Origin of the sequence: Janthinobacterium sp. UMAB-60, assembly GCF_900095235.1 — a bacterium.
GTDB lineage: Bacteria > Pseudomonadota > Gammaproteobacteria > Burkholderiales > Burkholderiaceae_D > Janthinobacterium.
This window is the reverse complement of the sequence record NZ_LT607494.1, coordinates 66872-87599: the sequence shown is the minus strand read 5'-3', so window position 1 is coordinate 87599 and position 20728 is coordinate 66872. Positions and strand designations below refer to the sequence as shown.

Annotated in this window: 18 protein-coding genes; 16 read left to right on the top strand and 2 right to left on the bottom strand. The window is 60.4% G+C overall.

Annotated features, from left to right (window positions below):
• Window positions 1-6: 6 nt before the first annotated feature.
• A complete protein-coding gene (locus K0F86_RS19865; protein ID WP_219135969.1) occupies window positions 7-1038 on the bottom strand; it encodes an adenosine deaminase in 1032 nt (343 codons plus the stop codon).
• Between the two features lie 570 nt (window positions 1039-1608).
• On the opposite strand from K0F86_RS19865, the gene K0F86_RS19860 reads away from it, so the two are divergent.
• The 14 genes from K0F86_RS19860 to K0F86_RS19795 all read left to right on the top strand — a co-directional run bounded on the left by K0F86_RS19860 (window position 1609) and on the right by K0F86_RS19795 (window position 18470).
• Window positions 1609-3531, top strand: a complete 1923-nt coding sequence (locus tag K0F86_RS19860) for a PrkA family serine protein kinase (protein ID WP_071075815.1) — start codon at window positions 1609-1611, stop codon at window positions 3529-3531.
• A 72-nt stretch (window positions 3532-3603) separates the two neighbouring features.
• A complete protein-coding gene (locus K0F86_RS19855; RefSeq protein ID WP_219135968.1) occupies window positions 3604-4872 on the top strand; it encodes a YeaH/YhbH family protein in 1269 nt (422 codons plus the stop codon).
• Window positions 4872-6473: a SpoVR family protein gene (locus K0F86_RS19850; RefSeq protein ID WP_219135967.1), complete on the top strand. Its 1602-nt coding sequence runs from the start codon at window positions 4872-4874 to the stop codon at window positions 6471-6473. The genes K0F86_RS19855 and K0F86_RS19850 overlap by 1 nt, the downstream gene beginning before the upstream one ends.
• A gap of 538 nt (window positions 6474-7011) precedes the next feature.
• Entirely contained in the window at window positions 7012-7668 is a 657-nt protein-coding gene (locus K0F86_RS19845) for an energy transducer TonB (RefSeq protein ID WP_219135966.1), read from the top strand.
• Window positions 7669-7754: 86 nt separating this feature from the next.
• Window positions 7755-8669, top strand: coding sequence for a MotA/TolQ/ExbB proton channel family protein (locus K0F86_RS19840; RefSeq protein WP_141170456.1), 915 nt, complete (start codon window positions 7755-7757; stop codon window positions 8667-8669).
• A gap of 5 nt (window positions 8670-8674) precedes the next feature.
• A complete protein-coding gene (locus tag K0F86_RS19835) occupies window positions 8675-9103 on the top strand; it encodes a biopolymer transporter ExbD (protein WP_219135965.1) in 429 nt (142 codons plus the stop codon).
• A 104-nt stretch (window positions 9104-9207) separates the two neighbouring features.
• Window positions 9208-9639: a biopolymer transporter ExbD gene (locus K0F86_RS19830; RefSeq protein ID WP_180977327.1), complete on the top strand. Its 432-nt coding sequence runs from the start codon at window positions 9208-9210 to the stop codon at window positions 9637-9639.
• A 78-nt stretch (window positions 9640-9717) separates the two neighbouring features.
• Complete coding sequence (locus K0F86_RS19825) at window positions 9718-10929, top strand: tetratricopeptide repeat protein (RefSeq protein WP_219135964.1); 1212 nt, start codon at window positions 9718-9720, stop codon at window positions 10927-10929.
• 180 nt (window positions 10930-11109) lie between these two features.
• Window positions 11110-12081, top strand: a complete 972-nt coding sequence (locus tag K0F86_RS19820; protein ID WP_219135963.1) for a bifunctional riboflavin kinase/FAD synthetase — start codon at window positions 11110-11112, stop codon at window positions 12079-12081.
• A gap of 67 nt (window positions 12082-12148) precedes the next feature.
• Window positions 12149-15049, top strand: coding sequence for an isoleucine--tRNA ligase (gene ileS / locus K0F86_RS19815; RefSeq protein ID WP_219135962.1), 2901 nt, complete (start codon window positions 12149-12151; stop codon window positions 15047-15049).
• 83 nt (window positions 15050-15132) lie between these two features.
• Window positions 15133-15642, top strand: coding sequence for a signal peptidase II (lspA, locus tag K0F86_RS19810; RefSeq protein WP_219135961.1), 510 nt, complete (start codon window positions 15133-15135; stop codon window positions 15640-15642).
• A 17-nt stretch (window positions 15643-15659) separates the two neighbouring features.
• The gene (gene coaBC / locus K0F86_RS19805) at window positions 15660-16880 is read left to right on the top strand and encodes a bifunctional phosphopantothenoylcysteine decarboxylase/phosphopantothenate--cysteine ligase CoaBC (protein WP_219135960.1); all 1221 of its coding nucleotides are present in this window, start codon (window positions 15660-15662) and stop codon (window positions 16878-16880) included.
• Between the two features lie 24 nt (window positions 16881-16904).
• Window positions 16905-17354: a dUTP diphosphatase gene (gene dut / locus K0F86_RS19800; protein WP_086140592.1), complete on the top strand. Its 450-nt coding sequence runs from the start codon at window positions 16905-16907 to the stop codon at window positions 17352-17354.
• Window positions 17355-17366: 12 nt separating this feature from the next.
• Complete coding sequence (locus tag K0F86_RS19795) at window positions 17367-18470, top strand: M48 family metallopeptidase (protein ID WP_219135959.1); 1104 nt, start codon at window positions 17367-17369, stop codon at window positions 18468-18470.
• Window positions 18471-18501: 31 nt separating this feature from the next.
• Here the strand turns inward: K0F86_RS19795 and K0F86_RS19790 are convergent, their stop codons facing one another.
• On the bottom strand, window positions 18502-18642 hold the full coding sequence (locus K0F86_RS19790; protein ID WP_162835767.1) for a hypothetical protein: 141 nt from the start codon (window positions 18640-18642) through the stop codon (window positions 18502-18504).
• A gap of 98 nt (window positions 18643-18740) precedes the next feature.
• Here K0F86_RS19790 and K0F86_RS19785 point away from each other — a divergent pair, with 98 nt between their 5' ends.
• The gene (locus K0F86_RS19785) at window positions 18741-19748 is read left to right on the top strand and encodes an XdhC family protein (protein ID WP_219135958.1); all 1008 of its coding nucleotides are present in this window, start codon (window positions 18741-18743) and stop codon (window positions 19746-19748) included.
• Window positions 19749-19816: 68 nt separating this feature from the next.
• Window positions 19817-20728, top strand: coding sequence for a DNA-3-methyladenine glycosylase (locus tag K0F86_RS19780; RefSeq protein ID WP_219135957.1), 912 nt, complete (start codon window positions 19817-19819; stop codon window positions 20726-20728).

Here is a 20728-nt window from a genome sequence, read left to right as displayed (position 1 = left end):
CAGATTTTATTGCGCGATGCCGTGGGCGGCCGCGTGTTGGGCGAAATACGCATCGACGGTAGCGAGAAACGCGTCTTTTTGCGCCTGCGGCAGGAAAGCGGCAATAAAACCGTTGCGCGCCAGGCGCTGCCCGTGGGACAGGCCCAGCGGCAGCGCATCGAAGATGGCGTCGAAGTTGTCGTTCATGTAGCCGCCGAAATACGCGGGATCGTCGGAATTGACAGTCACGAGCAGACCGGCGTCGAGCAGTTGCACCAGGTTATGGTCATGCATCTGGTCGAACACGCGCAGCTTGGTGTTCGACAGCGGGCAGACGGTGAGCGCGATCTGTTCGCGCGCCAGGCGGGCCGTCAGTTCCGCGTCTTCCAGGCAGCGCACGCCATGGTCGATGCGCTCGACTTTTAAGTCGTCGAGCGCCGTGCGGATGTAGGCTGGCGGACCTTCCTCGCCCGCATGGGCCACCAGGTGCAGGCCCAGCTCGCGGCAGCGGGCAAACACGCGCGAGAATTTCTCGGGCGGATTACCCACTTCCGAGGAATCGAGGCCGATGCCGATGAATTTGTCGCGGTGCGGCAGCGCGTCTTCCAGGGTCTCGAACGCTTCTTCCTCGCTCAGGTGGCGCAGGAAGCACAGGATCAGGGCCGCGCTGACGGGGCTGTCCTGGCAGGCGCGGTGGATGCCGTTGATCACATCGGCGATGGCCACGCCGCGCGCCGTGTGCGTTTGCGGGTCGAAGAAGATTTCCGTGTGCAGCACGTTATCGGCTTCGGCGCGGCGCAGATAGGCTTGCGTCATGTCATAGAAATCCTGCTCTTTCAAGAGCACGCTTGCGCCAGCGTAATAAATGTCGAGAAAAGACTGCAAATCTGTAAAAGCATAGGCGCTGCGCAAGTGTTCTACCGATTCATAGCCCAGCGGCACGCCATTGCGCTCGGCCAGTGCGAAAATCAGTTCTGGCTCCAGCGAGCCTTCGATATGGATATGCAACTCGGCCTTCGGCATGCCGCGGACGATCGCGCGCAATTGGGGGTTCATCATGGGGGTTCCTCATAGGGTGACAATAACAATGCTGGCTCGCGCACGCGCACGCGCAGGGCCATCAGACATGCAGGCATCTTAGCGCAAGATGGCCGGCCGCACCGGCGAGCGGCCGCCGTGGCGCCGGCAACGGCAGCGCCATGGGCCGTACCGGCACGCGCTGGCGAATTGTCGTATGATGGTTTAAAAGGTACAAAAAGGTTCCTTGAAATCGATGAAAAATTTGATGATTTATCCAATTAAATCAACAATTTACAAACAAGTATTAAGGATATGCTGACATATCTTTTGACTTCCTGATCCTTTAGAGCAATAATAAATTTCATGGGGTAATGGTAGGTGCAACAAGCGCTATCAACAGTGAAAAAAAGCCGGCTGGCCACGTCAGCGCACGGCATCAAGCGCCAGTTTTTTGGTCCGGGCAATCCGGACTCGCAAAGACAGCCGGGCTTGAAACAACAATAAAAATCGGTACGGGGTACAGGAAAAATTCAGACGGCAAGCCCAGGCGAGTGCCAGGCGGGCGGCCATGGTGACTGGCAGTTCAGGTTTACATTAAAGGACATTGACATGACCATTTTTGATAACTATGCAGCACGCTACGAGCGCACCCGCGAAGAGGAAATGTCGCTCACCGAATACCTGGCCCTGTGCAAGAAGGACAAGCTGACGTATGCCAGCGCGCCCGAACGCATGCTGGCCGCCATCGGCGAGCCGCAACTGGTCGACACGCGCAACGATACGCGCCTGTCGCGCATCTTCGCCAACAAGGTCATCAAGATTTATCCCGCCTTCCGCGAGTTCTACGGCACCGAGGAAGTCATCGAGCAAGTCGTCTCCTACTTCCGCCACGCGGCGCAAGGCCTGGAAGAACGCAAGCAGATCCTGTATCTGCTGGGGCCTGTCGGCGGCGGCAAGTCGTCGATCGCGGAAAAACTCAAGTCGCTGATGGAACACGTGCCCTTCTATTGCCTGAAAGGCTCGCCCGTCAACGAATCGCCGCTGGGCCTGTTCAACGAGCAAGAGGACGGCACCATCCTGGAAGAGGATTACGGCATCCCGCGCCGCTACCTGCGCAACATCCCCAGCCCGTGGGCCGTGAAACGCCTGCATGAATACAATGGCGACATCAACCAGTTCCGCGTCGTCAAGCGCTACCCGTCCGTGCTGAAACAGATCGCCATCTCGAAAACGGAGCCGGGCGACGAGAACAACCAGGATATTTCCTCACTGGTGGGCAAGGTCGACATCCGCAAGCTGGAGGACTATGCGCAGGACGACCCGGACGCCTACAGCTATTCGGGCGGCCTGTGCCTGGCCAACCAGGGCTTGATGGAATTCGTGGAAATGTTCAAGGCGCCGATCAAGGTCTTGCATCCGCTGCTGACGGCCACGCAGGAAGGCAACTACAAGGGCACGGAAGGCTTCGGCGCGATTCCGTTCGACGGCATCATCCTGGCCCACTCGAACGAGTCGGAATGGAAGACCTTCAAGAACAACCGCAACAACGAGGCCTTCCTTGACCGTATCTATATCGTCAAGGTGCCGTATTGCCTGCGCGTGACCGATGAAATCAAGATCTACGACAAACTGGTGGCCAATTCCTCGCTCGTCAAGGCCCCGTGCGCGCCCGGCACCCTGCGCATGATGGCGCAGTTCGCCATCCTGTCACGGCTGAAAGACCCGGAAAACTCCAGCATTTTCTCGAAAATGCTCGTCTACGATGGCGAAAACCTCAAGGATACGGACCCGAAAGCCAAGTCCATGCACGAATACGTCGATTACGCGGGCGTGGACGAGGGCATGAACGGGCTGTCGACGCGCTTTGCCTTCAAGATCCTGTCAAAAGTATTCAACTTTGACAATTCCGAAGTGGCCGCCAATCCCGTGCACTTATTATATGTACTGGAACAGCAGGTCGAGCGCGAGCAGTTCGCGCCGGAACTCGAGCAGCGCTACTTCTCTTATATTAAAGAGCACCTGGCGCAGCGCTATGTGGAATTCATCGGCAAGGAGATTCAGACGGCTTACCTGGAAAGCTATTCGGAATACGGCCAGAACATCTTCGACCGCTATGTGACGTTTGCCGATTTCTGGATACAGGACCAGGAATACCGCGATCCGGACACGGGCGAAAGTTTCGATCGCGAATCGCTGAACAATGAACTGGAAAAAATCGAGAAACCGGCGGGCATTTCCAATCCGAAAGACTTCCGCAACGAAATCGTGAATTTCGGGCTGCGCGCGCGGGCCTCGAACGGCGGCAAGAATCCCGCCTGGACCAGTTATGAAAAGTTCCGCACCGTGATCGAAAAGAAAATGTTCTCGAATACGGAGGAATTGCTGCCCGTGATTTCCTTCAATGCCAAGGCCAGCGCCGACGATGCCAACAAGCACGCCGACTTCGTGGCCCGCATGGTGGAAAAAGGCTATACGGCCAAGCAGGTACGCCTGTTATGCGAATGGTACTTGCGCGTACGCAAGTCATCCTAGCGCGGACAGCGGAGGCGCGCTCCCGCCCGGCGACTGGCGGGGCGCGCAAGACGAGAGGCAAGGAGGCACCCTTTGACATACCTCATCGACAGGCGCTTGCAAAGCAAGAATAAATCCGCCGTCAACCGCGAGCGTTTCCTGCGGCGTTACAAGGGCCAGATCAAGGATGCCGTGGGGCGCGCCATCAAGGGGCGCTCGATCACGGACGTCGAGAATGGCGAAAAGGTCAGCATCCCCGTCAAGGACGTGGGCGAACCGTCGTTCGGCCACGCGCATGGCGGCGTATGGGAAGTGGTCAATCCCGGCAACAAGGAATACCTGAAAGGCGACCAGATCGCCCGGCCGAAAGGCGGCGCTGGCGGCGGGCGGGGCAAGGCCGGCAATAGCGACGAGACGACGGAAGACGACTTCATCTTCGAATTGTCGCGCGAAGAATTCATGAATTATTTCTTCGAGGACCTGGAATTGCCGCACATGGTGAAAACCCAGCTGACGGCCACCACGGAATTCAAGAACCAGCGCGCCGGCTACAATATGTCGGGCACGCCATCGAATATCCATGTGCTGCGCTCCCTGCGCGGCGCGCTGGGCCGGCGCATCGCCGTCGGCGGCGGCGCCCGCAAGCAGCTGGCGCAGGCCGAGGAACAGCTGGCCGCCCTGCTGCTCGACGGCGCCGCCGAGGACGACGTGCTGGTGCAGGAATTGCGGCAATTGATCCACCACATCCATACGCGTTTGCTGGCGATTCCCTTCATCGACCCGTTCGACTTGCGCTACAGCAACCGCATCAAGGTGCCCAAGCCGATGACGCAAGCCGTCATGTTCTGCATCATGGACGTCTCCGGCTCCATGGACGAATCGCGCAAGGACACGGCCAAGCGCTTCTTCATCCTCTTGTATCTGTTCCTCAAGCGCGCCTACGACAAGATCGAGGTGGTCTTCATCCGCCACCATACGGCGGCGGCGGAAGTGGACGAGCATGAATTCTTCAATTCGCGCGAGTCAGGCGGCACCGTGGTGTCGTCCGCCCTGCACTTGCTCAATACCATCATCGACGAACGCTATGGCGCCGGGCAATGGAACAGCTATGTGGCGCAGGCGTCCGACGGCGATAACTGGGACAACGATTCCGTGCTGTGCCGCCAATTGCTGATCAACACCATCCTGCCCAAGGTGCAGTACTACACCTATGTCGAGATCACCGACGGCCCGCAGCAAAACCTGTGGGAGCAATACGCGGGCGTGCTCGACCATCACGCCCATTTCGCCATGCAAAAGATCGTCACGCCGGCCGATATCTACCCGGTCTTCCGCGAACTGTTCAAGAAACAGGTGAAATGATGAGTGCAGCCTTTGACCGCGCCAGCAACACCCCGGGCGAACCGTTCGTGCGCCTGCGCCACCCGAACGCCCTGCCCGAGCAGTCGGAATGGACGTTCGAACTGATCGAGCAAATCCACGAGGAAATTCGCCGTGTGGCGAAGCAGTTCGGCCTGGACACCTATCCGAACCAGCTGGAAATCATCACGGCCGAGCAGATGATGGATGCCTACACCTCGGTCGGCATGCCCGTCTCGTATAACCACTGGTCGTTCGGCAAGCATTTCCTTTCCACCGAGAAAAGCTACAAGCGGGGCCAGATGGGCCTGGCCTACGAGATCGTCATCAACTCGAACCCGTGCATCGCCTATTTAATGGAGGAAAACAGCCTGACCATGCAGTCGCTGGTGATCGCGCATGCGGCTTACGGCCACAACTCCTTCTTCAAGGGCAACTATCTGTTCCGCGCCTGGACGGATGCGGACGCCATCATCGACTATATGGTGTTTGCCAAGAATTACATCGCCGAATGCGAGCAGCGCCATGGCGTCGATGCGGTGGAATTGCTGCTCGACTCGTGCCACGCCATCCAGAACTATGGCGTGGACCGCTACAAGCGCCCGGCGAAACTGTCGATGGCGAAGGAATATGCCCGCCAGAAAGAGCGCGAAGCCTATGTGCAGTCGCAGATCAACCAGCTGTGGCGCACCCTGCCCCGGCGCGAGGATGACGATGACGAGGACGAGCAGCGCAAGGCCGCGCCCCGTTTTCCGCCCGAGCCCGAGGAAAACCTGCTGTACTTCATAGAGAAGTACGCGCCGCTGCTGGAACCATGGCAGCGCGAGATGGTGCGCATCGTGCGCAAGATTTCCCAGTATTTCTATCCGCAGCGGCAAACCCAGGTCATGAACGAGGGCTGGGCCACCTTCTGGCACTACACGATCTTGAACCAGCTGTATGACGAAGGCGTGGTGGGCGACGGCTTCATGATGGAATTCCTGAAAAGCCATACCAACGTGGTCTACCAGCCGCCCATCGACAGCCCGTATTACAGCGGCATCAATCCGTATGCGCTGGGTTTTGCCATGATGAGCGACATCCGCCGCATCTGCGAGCATCCGACGGACGAAGACCGCGCCTGGTTCCCCGACATGGCCGGCAGCGACTGGCGCAAGAGCCTGGACTTCGCCATGCGCAATTTCAAGGATGAAAGCTTCATCGCCCAGTACCTGTCGCCGCGGCTGATCCGCGAATTCCACTTCTTTGCCGTGCTCGACGACGACAAGAATGAAAAACTGGCCGTTTCCGCCATCCACGACGATGCCGGCTACCGCTACGTGCGCCAGCAGCTGGCCGAGCAGTACAACCTGGGCAACCGCGAGCCGAATATCCAGGTCTGGTCCGTCAATACGCGCGACGACAGGGCATTGACCCTGCGCCACACGCAATTCCAGCGCCGCCCGCTGAACCAGCAGGCGGCCGAAGTGCTCAAGCACGTAGCACGGCTGTGGGGCTTCGATGTCCACCTCGATACGGTCGATCCGCAAGGCATCGTCCTGGGCACCCTGAATTGCCGGCGCGAGAAGCGCAACCGGCGCGACGATGCGCCGGCACGGCCATAAGTAGATTTCTTGACAATTATTTTAGCAAGAATATAAGCGGATCCTATGCCGCCATAGGAATTCCGTATGGCCTGGCGACGTCGAAACGGCCGCCGGAAGCGTCTTTTTTGACCTGGGTGAAGTTTCTTTCGCACCTGATTGGTGCGCGCGTATGGCGAAGTGGTCTGGTTCAGAGGCAAAACATTTCCTATGGGAAATATTTTTCTCCAAATTTAGCGGTTTCCATATTGATTATCACGAAATATAATTCCGCCATATGGGCACATCGGAGAACTTAGCAGTGGTCGCCCAAAACGGCTGTCAAAAACCGATAAGACCGCCTTTTTTTATGTCCGAAAGCGTGCAAAGATGACATAAGCAAGTACGTTTTCAGGGCGCAAAAGCGCCAAAAATTTAACCGGTTTTAGGCGTTAAAAATCTGTGTAAAATAAAGAATTCGTATGTATAATTCGGCGACGTCCCGGATACGGCTGGAGCTTTGTGTCGTCATTTTGGGGTTCAGTTGCAAGACAAGAGATGGTATTTGGAGAAAGCAGGCATGAATTTTTCGAACGAGAAAAGTCCCAAGAACTACACAGGCATAACCGTCGTTGTCCTGCTGCACGTTCTCGCGGCTTACGGGATCGCGACGGGCTTGGGCAAGCGGTTGGTCACCAAAATGATGGAACCGGTTGAAACCAAGATTATCGAGGAAGTCAAACCGCCTCCACCGAAGGATCTTCCACCGCCACCACCGCCGCCAGAAATGAAGGCGCCACCGCCGCCATTCATTCCGCCAGTCGAGGTGAACGTGCAGCAGCCGCCACCACAGCAGAACGTGATTGCAAATACGACTGCCGTGAAGCCAGCCACGAATGTATTGGCACCGCCAACGGCGCCTGCACAGCCTGCGCCAACTCCTGGACCAGCCAAATCGGTGCGTACGCCCGCCGTGGTTGACTTCAGTGTCTGCGAAAAACCGGCTTATCCAAAGTCGTCGCAGCGCAACGAGGAAACCGGTGTGGTGACACTGTCGTTCCTGATCGGTGTGGACGGCAAGGTCGCTGATTCGAAGATCGTGAAGTCCAGCGGCTTCAGAGACCTGGACAAAGCTGCGGTGCAAGGTATCAGCCGCTGTACATTTAAGCCGGCAACAGTTGACGGCAAGCCGGAACAAGGCTGGCAGCAAATGCAATACGTTTGGTCGCTGGATTAAAACCCGAGACAGTTATCCCCTGTCTCACACCATGATTTCGTTGTCATTACGTTCAGCGATCTGTTATTTTTAATTTTGGAGGAAGCATGTTTAAGAATACCCGTTTGTCCGCATTTTTTGCCGCGGTTCTGTTGTCCGTCACCGCTACTACCGCTCTGGTAGCAGCTCCGGCATTCGCTGACGCGCCAGCATCGGCTGCCGCTTCGGCCCCTGCGGCAGACGCTGCACCAGCACCGGCACCAGTTGCCGCCGATGCAGCCGCTCCAGCAGCAGACGCAGCAGCTCCAGCCAAAACCGAAGAAGTGCACAACCCGTTCGGCCTGTCCGCAGTCTGGGACGGCGGCTTCGTGCCACGCGCTACCCTGATCATCCTGTCCATCATGTCGATCGGCAGCTGGTACATCATCATCACCAAGCTGCTGGATCAAATGAAGATCTTCAAGCAAGCCAAAGAAGCCGCTTCCAAATTCTGGAAAGCTCCTTCGATCGCTGCTGGTTCGGCAACCTTGAGCGAAGGCTCGCCATTCCGCTTCATCGCTGAATCGGGCACCAAGGCAACCGCGCACCATGACGGCGCCCTGCTGGAACAAATCGATCTGTCGACCTGGGTAACGATGTCGATCCAGCGCGCTTCGGACAAAGTCCAATCGCGTCTGCAAGATGGCCTGTCGTTCCTGGCAACCGTTGGTTCGACCGCACCGTTTATCGGTCTGTTCGGTACCGTCTGGGGTATTTACGGCGCGCTGACCGCTATCGGCATGACCGGTAACGCATCGATCGATAAAGTGGCAGGTCCAGTTGGTGAAGCACTGATCATGACCGCTTTCGGTCTGCTGGTCGCCGTTCCTGCCGTTCTGGGTTACAACTGGCTGGTGCGTCGTAACAAATCCGCAATGGAAGACATCCGCTCGTTCAGCGCCGACGTTCACTCGGTACTGATCTCCGGCGCCATGTCGACCAGCGAAGCTGGCCGTGCTGCCGGCGCTAAAAAGATCGGATAAGAATCATGTCGATGTCCGTCGGCTCCGACAGCGGAGATGAAGATCAAGTAATGTCAGAAATCAACACGACGCCGCTCGTCGACATCATGTTGGTTTTGCTGATCATTTTCTTGATTACGAGTCCAGTTGTCCTCAAGCTGCAGAAAATCGATCTGCCGATTGAGGCCAATCAAGCCCTGCAAACCAAGCCAGAGAACGTTAACATCGTTGTTAACAAGGATGGCGATATTTACCTGGGCCAGACCAGACTGAAAGACACGAACGAACTGTTCGATTATCTTAAAGTTGAAGCAGTGAAAGTACCGCAGCCGGAAGTACACGTTCGTGGCGACCAAGAAACACGCTACGAATCGATCGGCCGGGTTATTTACACGACCCAACGTGCCGGGATCCAGAAGGTCGGCTTCATCACCGAACCACCTGACAAGGGCTGATAGCGGCTGGCAGCGGCGTCCCGGCAACAGGGGATGCCACTGCCGGAAGCTGACCGGGCGGCAGTTTCGCCCGGTGCTTCGTTGGACTTCTTAAAGGAAACACTATGAGTATGAATGTCGGTTCGGGAAGCGCAGCAGGCGCGGATCCGGAACCAATGATGGAACTGAACATGACGCCCCTCATCGACGTGATGCTGGTGCTGATTATCATGTTGATCATCACGATTCCTAAGCAAAACCACTCGGTGAACTTGAACATGCCGGTCGGCACCCCGCCGCCACCGACAACCGAACCAGTGGTCGTCACGATCGATGTCGATTTCGACGGTACGATCTTGTGGGACAATCAGGTCGTTCCTGACCGCGCTTCGCTGGAAGCCAAGCTGAGCAACGTTGCTGCGCAAGCAGACCAGCCGGAAGTGCATCTGCGTCCGAACAAGCTGGTGGAATACAAAGTCGTCGCCGGTGTGATGGCGTCGGCGCAGCGTCTGGGCGTGACCAAAATCGGTCTGGTCGGCAACGAGCAATTCCAGTAAGCTGCAGCAATCAGGTTCTCTTTACATCCGAATAGGCAGGACTTCCTGCCTATTCGCTTTTTACTGAAAGACTTTCTTATGTCCAAGTTTCGTCTCGCTCATCTCGGCCTCGTCATGGCCGCTATCGGTTTTACCGCAGCAACTCCCGTAATCGGCCTGGGCTCGCTGGCATACGCCGCGGACACCGTGCGTGCCGAAGTGGGCAAGCCACTGCAAGAAGCGCAAAAACTCGCTAGCAGCGGCAAAAACAAGGAAGCGCTGGCCAAGCTGCGCGAAGCTGACAGCGTCGGCGGCAAGACCGCCTTTGAAAGCTACCAGATCGAGCGCGTGCGCGCCTCGGCCGCCGCTGCCTCCGGCGATAACGGCACCGCCATCAAGGCTTTCGAAGCCGTCATCAATTCCGGCCGCCTGAGCGCCGCCGAAGCCCCCAAATTCACGCAAGCGCTGGCAGGCATGTACTACCGCGCCAAGGACTGGCCGAACACCATCACCTGGATCAAACGCTCGCTGAAAGACCGCGAAGATCCACAGATGCGCGAACTGCTGATCCAGACCTACTACGTCAGCGGCAACTACGCCGAAGCGGCGAAAGAACTGCAATCGCGCGGCGGCAACTCGGAAGCGAGCCTGCAAATGCTGGCCAACATCCAGTTGAAGCAAAACGACAAGGCCGGCTATGTGGCCACCCTGGAAAAACTGGCATCGAGCTATCCGAAAACCAGCTACTGGGCCGACCTGCTGAACCGCGTTTCGGGCAAACCTGGCTTCTCGCAACGCCTGAGCCTGGACGTCCAGCGCCTGCGCCTGGCCAACGGCCTGTTCACCAAGCCGTCCGAATACATGGAAATCAGCCAGCTGGCCCTGCAAGCAGGCAATCCAGGCGAAGCTTTGAGCATCATCGAGCAAGGCTACAAAAAAGGCGTGCTGGGCACCGGCGCCGACGCACCGCGTCACCAGCGCCTGAAAGACCTGGCCCTGAAAACCCAGGCCGAGCTGAAAGCCAGCGCCGCCAAGTCGGAAGCGGAATACGTCAAGAACAAGGACGCCGACAGCTTGAGCAAGCTGGGCTTCGCCCTGGTCTACGATGGCCAGGCCGACAAGGGCCTGGGCTTGATGAACGACGCCGTGAAACTGGGCACCGCCAAGTACGCGGAAGAAGCCAAGCTGCATCTGGGCATCGCCTACATGCACGCAGGCAAGAAGGCCAATGCCACGACGGCGTTCAAGGCCGTCAAGGGCACGGATGGCGCGGCTGACCTGGCCCGTTACTGGACTTTGATGAATAAATAAGTTCACGTTGAGATTGCGCTGAGTATTTGGCGCGTCCCCAAAAGCGTTGCCAGCACACCCGCCGGCAACGCTTTTTGTTATTTCAGCAGTGAAATTCACCCTGCGCCAGCCCTGCCGGGTGTGCATCCCTGAAACAGTCCGTATAATCCCCCTTTTGGCACAGTTTTTCATCAGATTCCTATGAAGGTATTCCGCGGACTTCCCAATGCCCAGGCACGAGCGCCTTGCGCTCTGACCATCGGCAATTTTGACGGTGTCCACATCGGCCATCAGGCGTTGCTGGCGCGCGTGCGCGGCGCGGCGACCGAACTCGGCATTGAAGCGGCCGTGATGACGTTCGAACCGCACCCGCGCGAATTCTTCGCGCAGCGCGCGGGCGACCTGTCGAAGGCGCCGCAGCGCATCGCCAACCTGCGCGACAAGCTGCAATCGCTGGACGACGCCGGCATCGACAGAGTCGTCGTCGAGCACTTCAGCGCGCAATTCGCCGCCTTGACGCCGCAGGAATTCACGCAAAAAGTCCTCGTCGACGGCTTGCACGTGAAATGGCTGATGGTCGGCGACGATTTCTGCTACGGCGCCCGGCGCGCCGGCGACGTCGCCATGCTGCAGGAAGCGGGCCGCGAATACGGCTTCCATGTGGAAACATTGCCGACCGTCATGAATGGCAGCACGCGCATCTCGTCGTCGGCCGTGCGCCTGGCCCTGGCCGCCGGCGACTTCCCGCTGGCCACGCAGTTGCTGGGCCACCCGTACGCCATTTCCGGCCATGTGATCCACGGTCAGAAGCTGGGCCGCACCCTGGGTTTTCCCACCCTGAACCTGCGCGTGGCGCACCGCCCCGCCCTGTCCGGCGTCTTCATCGTGCAAGTGCACGGTCTGGCCTCAACGCCGCTGCCGGCCGTGGCCAGCCTGGGCGTGCGCCCCACCGTCGACGACAGCGGCCGCGTCTTGCTGGAAGTGCATCTGTTTAATTTCAATCAATCCTGTTACGGCAAGCTGGTACGCGTGGAGTTTTTGCAAAAGCTGCGCGATGAAGAAAAGTATGACGACTTGCCCACCCTGACGGCCGCCATCGAGCGCGACTCGAACCAGGCGCGCGCCTATTTTGAGCAGCGCAGCGGTGCCATTACCGCCACCGACCGAATTTGACGCCGGCCAACTCCGCTGCCTGGCGGCACTTGCCGCCGCAAACCATTCAATATCATTAAAGAAGATTATGTCCGATCAAAACAAGCCAGCCACGCCCAAACAGAACAAGAAGCCAGAAAGCAAATACCCGGTCAACATGACGGAAACCCCGTTCCCGATGCGCGGCGACATGGCCAAGCGCGAGCCGCAATGGGTACAGCAATGGCAAGACAAGAAGATTTACGAGCGCGTGCGCAAGGCTGCCGCCGGCCGTCCTAAATTCATCCTGCATGACGGTCCGCCATACGCGAATGGCGACATCCACCTGGGCCACGCCGTCAACAAGATCCTGAAGGACATGGTCGTCAAGTCGCGCTCGCTGGCCGGCTTCGACGCGCCGTATGTACCGGGCTGGGATTGCCACGGCATGCCGATCGAGATCCAGATCGAAAAACTGCACGGCAAGAACCTGCCGACGGCCGAGGTGCTGGAAAAGGCCCGCGCCTATGCCAACGTGCAGGTCGAGCGCCAGAAGAAGGATTTCATCCGCCTGGGCGTGCTGGGCGAGTGGGACAACCCGTACCTGACCATGGCGCACGGCAATGAAGCCGACGAATTGCGCGCGCTGGGCAAGCTGCTGGAAAAAGGCTATGTCTACCGTGGCCTGAAACCCGTCAACTGGTGTTTTGACTGCCAGTCGGCGCTGGCGGAAGCTGAAATCGAATACGAAAACAAACGCGACCCGGCCATCGATGTCGGCTTCAAGTTCGCCCAATTCGACAAGCTGGCCAAGGCTTTCAATCTGCCGAAACTGCCGACCGAAAACGGCTTCGTCGTCATCTGGACGACGACCCCGTGGACCATCCCGTCGAATCAGGCACTGAACGTCCATCCTGAATTGAAATACGCGCTGGTCGAAACCACTCGCGACGGCCAGCCTTTGCTGCTGATCCTGGCGCAAGACCTGGTCGAATCCTGCCTGGCGCGCTTCAAGCTCGATGGCACGACGATCGCCACCTGCGACGGCGCCGCGCTGGAAGGCATCAGCTTCCGCCATCCGCTGCACGCATCGGACGCTTTCTACGACCGCCTGTCGCCGATGTATCTGGCCGATTACGTGACCGCCGAAAGCGGCACGGGCGTGGTGCACTCGGCGCCCGCGTATGGCGTGGACGACTTTATCTCGTGCAAAGCGCACGGCATGAAGGACGACGACATCATCAAGCCCGTCATGGGCGACGGCAATTACGTTTCGACCTTGCCGCTGTTCGGTGGCATGAGCATCTGGGACGCTTCCAAGCCGATCTGCGCCGCCCTGAAAGAAGCGGGCGCCCTGTTCGAAGTCAAGATGTTCGACCACAGCTACATGCACTGCTGGCGTCATAAAAAGCCTGTCATCTACCGCGCCACCTCGCAGTGGTTCGCCGGCATGGACGTGACGCCGAAGGACGGCGGCGCGACCCTGCGCGAAACCGCGTTGAAAGGCATCGCCGAAACCGAATTCTTCCCGGACTGGGGCCAGGCGCGCCTGCACGGCATGATCGCCAACCGTCCTGACTGGACCTTGTCGCGCCAGCGCCAGTGGGGCGTGCCGATGGCCTTCATCGTGCACAAGGAAACGGGCGACCTGCATCCGCGCACGCCGGAACTGCTGGAGCAAGTGGCCAAGCTGATCGAAAAAGACGGCATCGAGGCATGGCAGTCGCTGGACCTGAAAGACCTGATCGGCGACGAAGCGGCCATCTACGCGAAGAACAAGGATACCTTGGACGTATGGTTCGATTCCGGCGCCACGCACCAGACGGTGCTGGGCGGCCCGCAAGGCCATGGCTCGCACTCGACGCAGCTGCAATTCCCGGCCGACCTGTACCTGGAAGGCTCGGACCAGCATCGCGGCTGGTTCCACTCGTCGCTGCTCGTGTCGTCGATGCTGAACGGCCGTCCGCCGTACAAAGCCCTGCTGACGCACGGCTTCACGGTCGATGGCGAAGGCAAGAAGATGTCCAAGTCGCTGGGCAACACCCTGGCGCCGCAAAAGATCTCGGACACCCTGGGCGCCGACATCCTGCGCCTGTGGATCGCCTCGACCGACTACACGGGCGAGCTGTCGATCTCCGACGAGATCCTGAAACGCGTGACCGAATCGTACCGCCGCATCCGCAACACCCTGCGCTTCCTGCTGGCCAACACCTCGGACTTCAATCCGGCCACGGACGCCGTGCCGGTGGCGGAGATGGTCGAGATCGACCGCTATGCGCTGGCCAACATGGCATCGCTGCAGCAGCAGATCGAAAACAACTACGCGCGCTACGAGTTCCACCCTATCGTGTCGAAGCTGCAGACGTACTGTTCGGAAGACCTGGGCGGCTTCTACCTGGACATCCTGAAGGACCGCCTGTACACGACGGGCCTGAGCTCGCACGCGCGCCGTTCGGCGCAGACGGCCCTGTGGCACATCACGCAAAGCCTGCTGCGCCTGATGGCCCCGGCCCTGTCGTTCACGGCCGAAGAAGCGTGGGCCGTCTTCGCCGGAGCGGAAGCGTATGCCGCCAGCGATGAAACCATCTTCACGCAAACCTGGTGGCAACTGCCGGAAGTGTCGGACGCGGCCGCCCTGCTGGAGAAATACACGGCCCTGCGCGCCGTGCGCACGGACGTGACGAAACAGCTGGAAGACTTGCGTACCTCGGGCGCCATCGGCTCCTCGCTGCAGGCGGAACTGACGATCAAGGCCGCGCCGATGAAGTACAAGCTGTTGACGACCCTGGGCGACGACTTGAAATTCGTCTTCATCACCTCGCAGGCCACCGTGGCCGAAGTCGCCGACGAAGCGGCAGAGGAAGTGGTCGTGGCCGCGTCGACGGCGCCGAAGTGCGAGCGCTGCTGGCACTACCGTGCGGACGTGGGCACGGACGCCGCGCATGCTACCCTGTGCGGCCGCTGCGTCAGCAACCTGTTTGGCGCGGGCGAGAAACGCCGCTTCGCATAAAACAGCGCGGGACAGATTCCTGCGCCGCTTCCCACCGCCGCTGCCCGCAAGGGTGGCGGCGGCTTTATCTTCCCTGGAAAAATATGGCCACTAAAAACCGTTTTTCATCGAAATCGTCCTCCTCCTCGTCGCTGGTGCCCTGGCTGGGCATTGCCGCCATCGTCATCCTGTTCGACCAGATCACCAAGATCACGATCCTGAAAACCTTCCGTTATGCGCAGGAGATGGTCATCACCTCGTATTTCAACCTGGTGCTCGCGTATAACAAGGGCGCCGCATTCAGCTTCCTGTCCGACCAGGGCGGCTGGCAGCGCTATTTCTTCACCGCCATCGCCCTCGTGGCGGCCGTCTACATCATCTATCTGCTGAAAAAGCACGCCGGCCAGCGCATGTTCTGCTGGGCCCTGGCGCTGATCCTGGGCGGCGCGCTGGGCAATGCCATCGACCGCCTGATCTACGGCCACGTGGTCGACTTCCTCGACTTCCACTGGAAAAGCTGGGGCCACTTCCCCGCCTTCAACATCGCCGACAGCGCCATCTGCATCGGCGCGGCGCTGTTCATCATCGATGAACTGCGCCGGGTAAACAAATAAACACGCGGGAGAACGGCATGGAATTGTCCGGCAAAAAAATCGTCCTGGGACTCTCGGGCGGCGTCGCCTGCTACAAGGCGGCGGAACTGTGCCGCGCCCTGACCAAGTCTGGCGCCTCGGTGCAGGTGGTGATGACGGATGCGGCCAGCCACTTCATCACGGCCGTGACCATGCAGGCGCTGTCCGGCCACCCCGTGCACACGAGCCAGTGGGATGCGCGCATCGATAACAACATGGCGCATATCGATTTGACGCGCCATGCGGATGCCATCCTGATCGCGCCGTGTTCGGCCGATTTTCTGCGTAAACTCACGCACGGCGTGTGCGACGACCTGCTCTCGACCCTGTGCCTGGCCCGCCCGGCCCACCTGCCCCTGCTGGTGGCGCCGGCCATGAACGTGGAAATGTGGCAGAACCCCGCCACGCAGCGCAATGTGCAGCAACTGCGCGACGACGGCATCAAGCTGTTCGGCCCTGCCGCCGGCGAACAGGCCTGCGGCGAAGTTGGCCTGGGCCGCATGCTTGAACCGGAACAGCTGTTGACGGAGCTGATCGCCGCCTTCCAGCCGAAAGTCCTGGCCGGCAGGCGCGTGCTGGTCACGGCCGGTCCTACTTTTGAAGCCATCGACCCCGTACGCGGCATCACCAATCTATCCTCGGGCAAGATGGGCTATGCTGTGGCGCGCGCGGCGCGCGAAGCGGGCGCCGAAGTGCTGCTCATTTCCGGCCCCACGGCCCTGGAAGCACCGTTTGGCGTGCGCCGCATCGACGTGCAAAGCGCGCAGCAGATGCACGATGCGGTACTGGCCCACGTCGACGGCCAGCATGTCTTCGTCGCCGTGGCCGCCGTGGCCGACTGGAGAGTCGCCAACGCCAGCGACCAGAAGATGAAAAAGCAGGCCGACGGCTCCGTGCCCGAACTGCAGTTCGTGCAAAATCCCGATATCCTCGCCACCGTGGCGGCGCGCACCAACCTGGCCGGCTATCCCTACTGCGTGGGGTTTGCCGCCGAATCGGAAAACCTGGTGGAATTCGGCTCGGTCAAGCGCGAGAAAAAAGGCATTCCTCTCCTGGTCGGCAATATCGGCCAGAACACCTTTGGCCAGGACGACAACACCATCATCCTGTTCGATGAAGAAGGCCATACCGTGCTGCCGCGCGCCTCGAAACTGAACCTGGCGCGCCAGCTGATTTCGGAAATCTCGAAGCGACTGGCAAAAAATTCGCTGCTCAAATAATCACTTTTAAACGACTTAGCTTCAATGAAAAATATCGACATCAAGATCCTCGACGCCCGCATGCAGGAACTGCTGCCGGCCTACGCCACCCCGGGCAGCGCGGGGCTGGACCTGCGCGCCTGCATCGATGCGCCCATCACCATCGAAGCGGGCCAGACCGTGCTCATTCCCACCGGCCTGGCCATCCACATCGGCGACCCGTCGTATGCGGCAATGATTTTGCCGCGTAGCGGCATGGGCCACAAAAACGGCATCGTCCTGGGGAATCTGGTAGGCTTGATCGATTCCGATTACCAGGGCCAGCTGATGGTATCGACCTGGAACCGGGGCCAGAGCGCTTTCACGCTCAATCCCATGGAACGCCTGGCGCAGCTGATTATCGTGCCGGTGCTGCAAGTGGGCTTTAACGTCGTCGAGGAATTCGGCGACAGCGAACGCGGTGTTGGCGGTTTCGGCAGCACCGGCAAACATTAAGGATTTACACTTATGCCAGGTTTCCGCCATCTGATCCCAGCCCCAACCTCGCTGCGCCGATTGGCCACTCCCCTCCTGTTGGCCGGCGCGGCCATTCTGGCCGGCTGCACCACGCCGACGACGACTGTCAGCGGCCCGTTCAATGTCGTGCCGGCGCCCGATGCGCCCGCGCCGACGGCGCAACAGAAGGCGGCGCAGGAAGAGCTGGTGAAGATGGTGGCACTGCAGGATCGCCTGTCGAAAGTTTCGGCGCCCCTGCTGATCAACAATGCGGACCTGTGCAAGACGTATGCGCGCAACCTGCTGGGCTTCACGGCGCAGAACAAGTATTCCTACCCCGGTATCTATGCCGATGCGGCGCAGGCGGCGCTCGGCTATGGCGAACAGATGCAAGTCTCGGGCGTGCTGCCTGGCAGCGGCGCCGCGCGCGCCGGCTTGCGCAAGGGCGACGGCTTGCTGGCCGCGGAAGGCAAGCCGCTGCCGGCCGGCCCGAAAGCGGAAGGCCCGTTCGCCGCCATCGTCGGCCCGCTGGCCTCGAAGAGCGCCAGCCTGAACATGACCATCGCCCGCGACGGCCAGCCGCAGGATTTAAAGATTCCCGTCACGCGCGCCTGCGCCTTCCGCGTCGCCCTGGGCAATGCGGACAATGTCAACGCGTATTCGGACGGCGCACGCATCATGCTCACGCGCGGCATGCTCAATGCGGCGCAAAACGACGAAGGCATCGCCTTCGTGATCGCCCGTGAAATGGCGCACAACATCCTCGATCATGCGCGCAGCCAGCGCACGGCCGGTACGGCCGGCAGCATCATCGACAGCCTGGGCGCCGTGCAGCCCGACGTATCGATGCTGACGGGCGCCGCCGGCATCAAGGCCATGCCGCAGGAACTCGACGTACAAGCCGATACCCTGGCCATCTACCTGCTGGCGCGCGCCGGCTACAACGTCGACAACGCCGCCCGCTTCTGGCAGCGCCTGGCCACGCAAGTGCCGGCGACAGTCGCCAACGGCTACACGGCCCTGCATCCGGGTACCAACTCACGCATGGCGGCCATCAACCGCGCCGTCACCGACGTGCGCGCCAAGCAGGCAGCCAAGAAACCGCTCAAGCCTTAAGCACGGAGGCGCCTGACAAAACCGGGGTTGCTCAGGCGCCGGGAAAGTTCGGGAAGTAAGTACCCATGATCCAGGTCAGGGCGCCGCAGAACACCACGGCCAGAAACAGGACGATGAGCAGCTTGCCGAACTTGGGAATACCCTCTTCTTGCGTCTTGACTTCATTTGACATGAAAATTCTCCGCAGGGTGGTGGAGCAGGTAGTATATCCACAATCTTGAATACTTTTCCATACTTTGCCGCAAACATGCGACATCACTCCCGCGCCCCATGGACAGCATCGACCTTGAAGTTCTGAAAACCAGCGCCGCCTGGCTCGCCGCCGGGCATCGCTGCGAACTCGTCACCGTCATCAAGACCTGGGGTTCCAGCCCGCGCCCCGTGGGCGCCACGCTGGCCATCTGCGACGATGGCACGGTGGTCGGTTCCGTTTCCGGCGGCTGCATCGAAGATGACCTGATCGACACCGTCCGCACACGCGGCATCGTGCGCACGCTGCCCGAAATCGTCAGCTACGGCATCAGCGCCGACGAGGCGCACCGCTTCGGCCTGCCCTGCGGCGGCACCATCGAACTGGCCATCGAGCCGCTGCATGCGGACAGCCGCGTGGCCGAACTGCTGGCGCGCCTGGAAGCGCATGAACTGGTCGAACGCCGTCTGGATTTGCACAGCGGCGCCGTCACCCTGCGCACCGCCGTGCCGGGCGCCGTGCTGGCCCTGGAAAACACCGTGCTCACCACGCAGCACGGCCCGCGCTGGCGCTTGCTGATCATCGGCGCCAGCCAGCTGTCGCGCTTCGTGGCGCAGATCGCCATGGCCATGGATTACCACGTCATCGTCTGCGACCCGCGCGAGGAATACCGGGGCGGCTGGAACGTGCCCGGCGTGCCCCTGCTGTACGCCATGCCCGACGACCTCGTGCTGGATTTAAAGCTCGACAGCCGCAGCGCCGTCGTCGCCCTCACGCACGATCCCAAGCTCGACGACCTGGCCCTGATGGAAGCGCTCAAATCCCCGGCTTTTTATGTCGGCGCCATCGGCTCGCGCGCGAATAACGCCAAGCGCCGCGAGCGGCTGCTGCAGTTCGACGTCAGCGCCGAACAACTGGCACGCCTGCACGGCCCCATCGGCCTGTACATCGGCAGCAAGACGCCGGCCGAAATCGCCATTTCCATCCTGGCCGAGCTGACTGCCGTGAAAAACGGCGTGCCCGACGCGCTGCAGATCCAGCACGCGGCCGCCTTGACGCCGCCCAACCCGGACCTCTGCGTGCGCTGAAGCCTGAAAGCAAGAAACAAGATGCGCCTGCGGCGCGCCCCTGCTACCTTCCCTGATTTTTGGCCACCATGACCCTGCTGCACTGGACCCTGCCCCTGCCCGCCGGCTACCGCCGCGACGATGTCATCGCCTTCCATGGCCGCGACGGGGAAGGCGTGGCGGAACAGGTCACCGCGACAGGCCTGCGCAAGGGCATCCTGCTTGCCGGCGTGCCCGTGGTGCTGGACGCGGCCTTCACCGGCGATGCCGCCATCTGCCGCGCCGAAATCGACGGCAGCGCCAGCGACGCTCTGCAAACGCCGCTGCACGGCGCCCTGCTCAACATCCTCGGCCTGCGTATCGACCCGCAGCCATTCGCGCAACTGGCCGCCGGAGACCCGCTGCTGGCGCCTTTGATCCGGCTCAATCCGGGCTTGCGCATCGTGCAATCGGCCAGCCCGTTCGAGGCGCTGACCTGGGCCATCATCGGCCAGCAGATCAACCTGCCGTTCGCCATTTCCCTGCGCCGCACGTTTATTCTGCAGGCGGGACGCCGGCACGGCAGCGGTTTGTGGTGCTACCCGGAGGCGCGCGACGTGGCGCAGCTTGAGATCGAGGATTTGACCAGCCGCAAATTCTCGCGCGCCAAGGCGGAAACCGTGCTGCGCCTGGCGCGCCTGGTCGATGACGGGGAATTGTCGCTGGAACTCCCCCCTTCCGGCGACGTGGCGGCCATTTCGCAGGCGCTGCTGGCCGTGAAGGGCATCGGCCCGTGGACCGTCAACTACGCGCTGCTGCGCGGCTACGGCTATGCCGACTGCTCGCTGCACGGCGACGTGGCCATCCGCGCCGCCCTGCAAAAGCTGCTCGGCGAAGTAACGAAACCTGACATGGCGCGCACGGAACAGTGGCTGCGCCAGTATGCGCCGCACCGCACCATGGCCGCCGCCCACCTGTGGGCCAGCCTGCACCCGAAAAATAATCCATCAGCGGTGGAATAA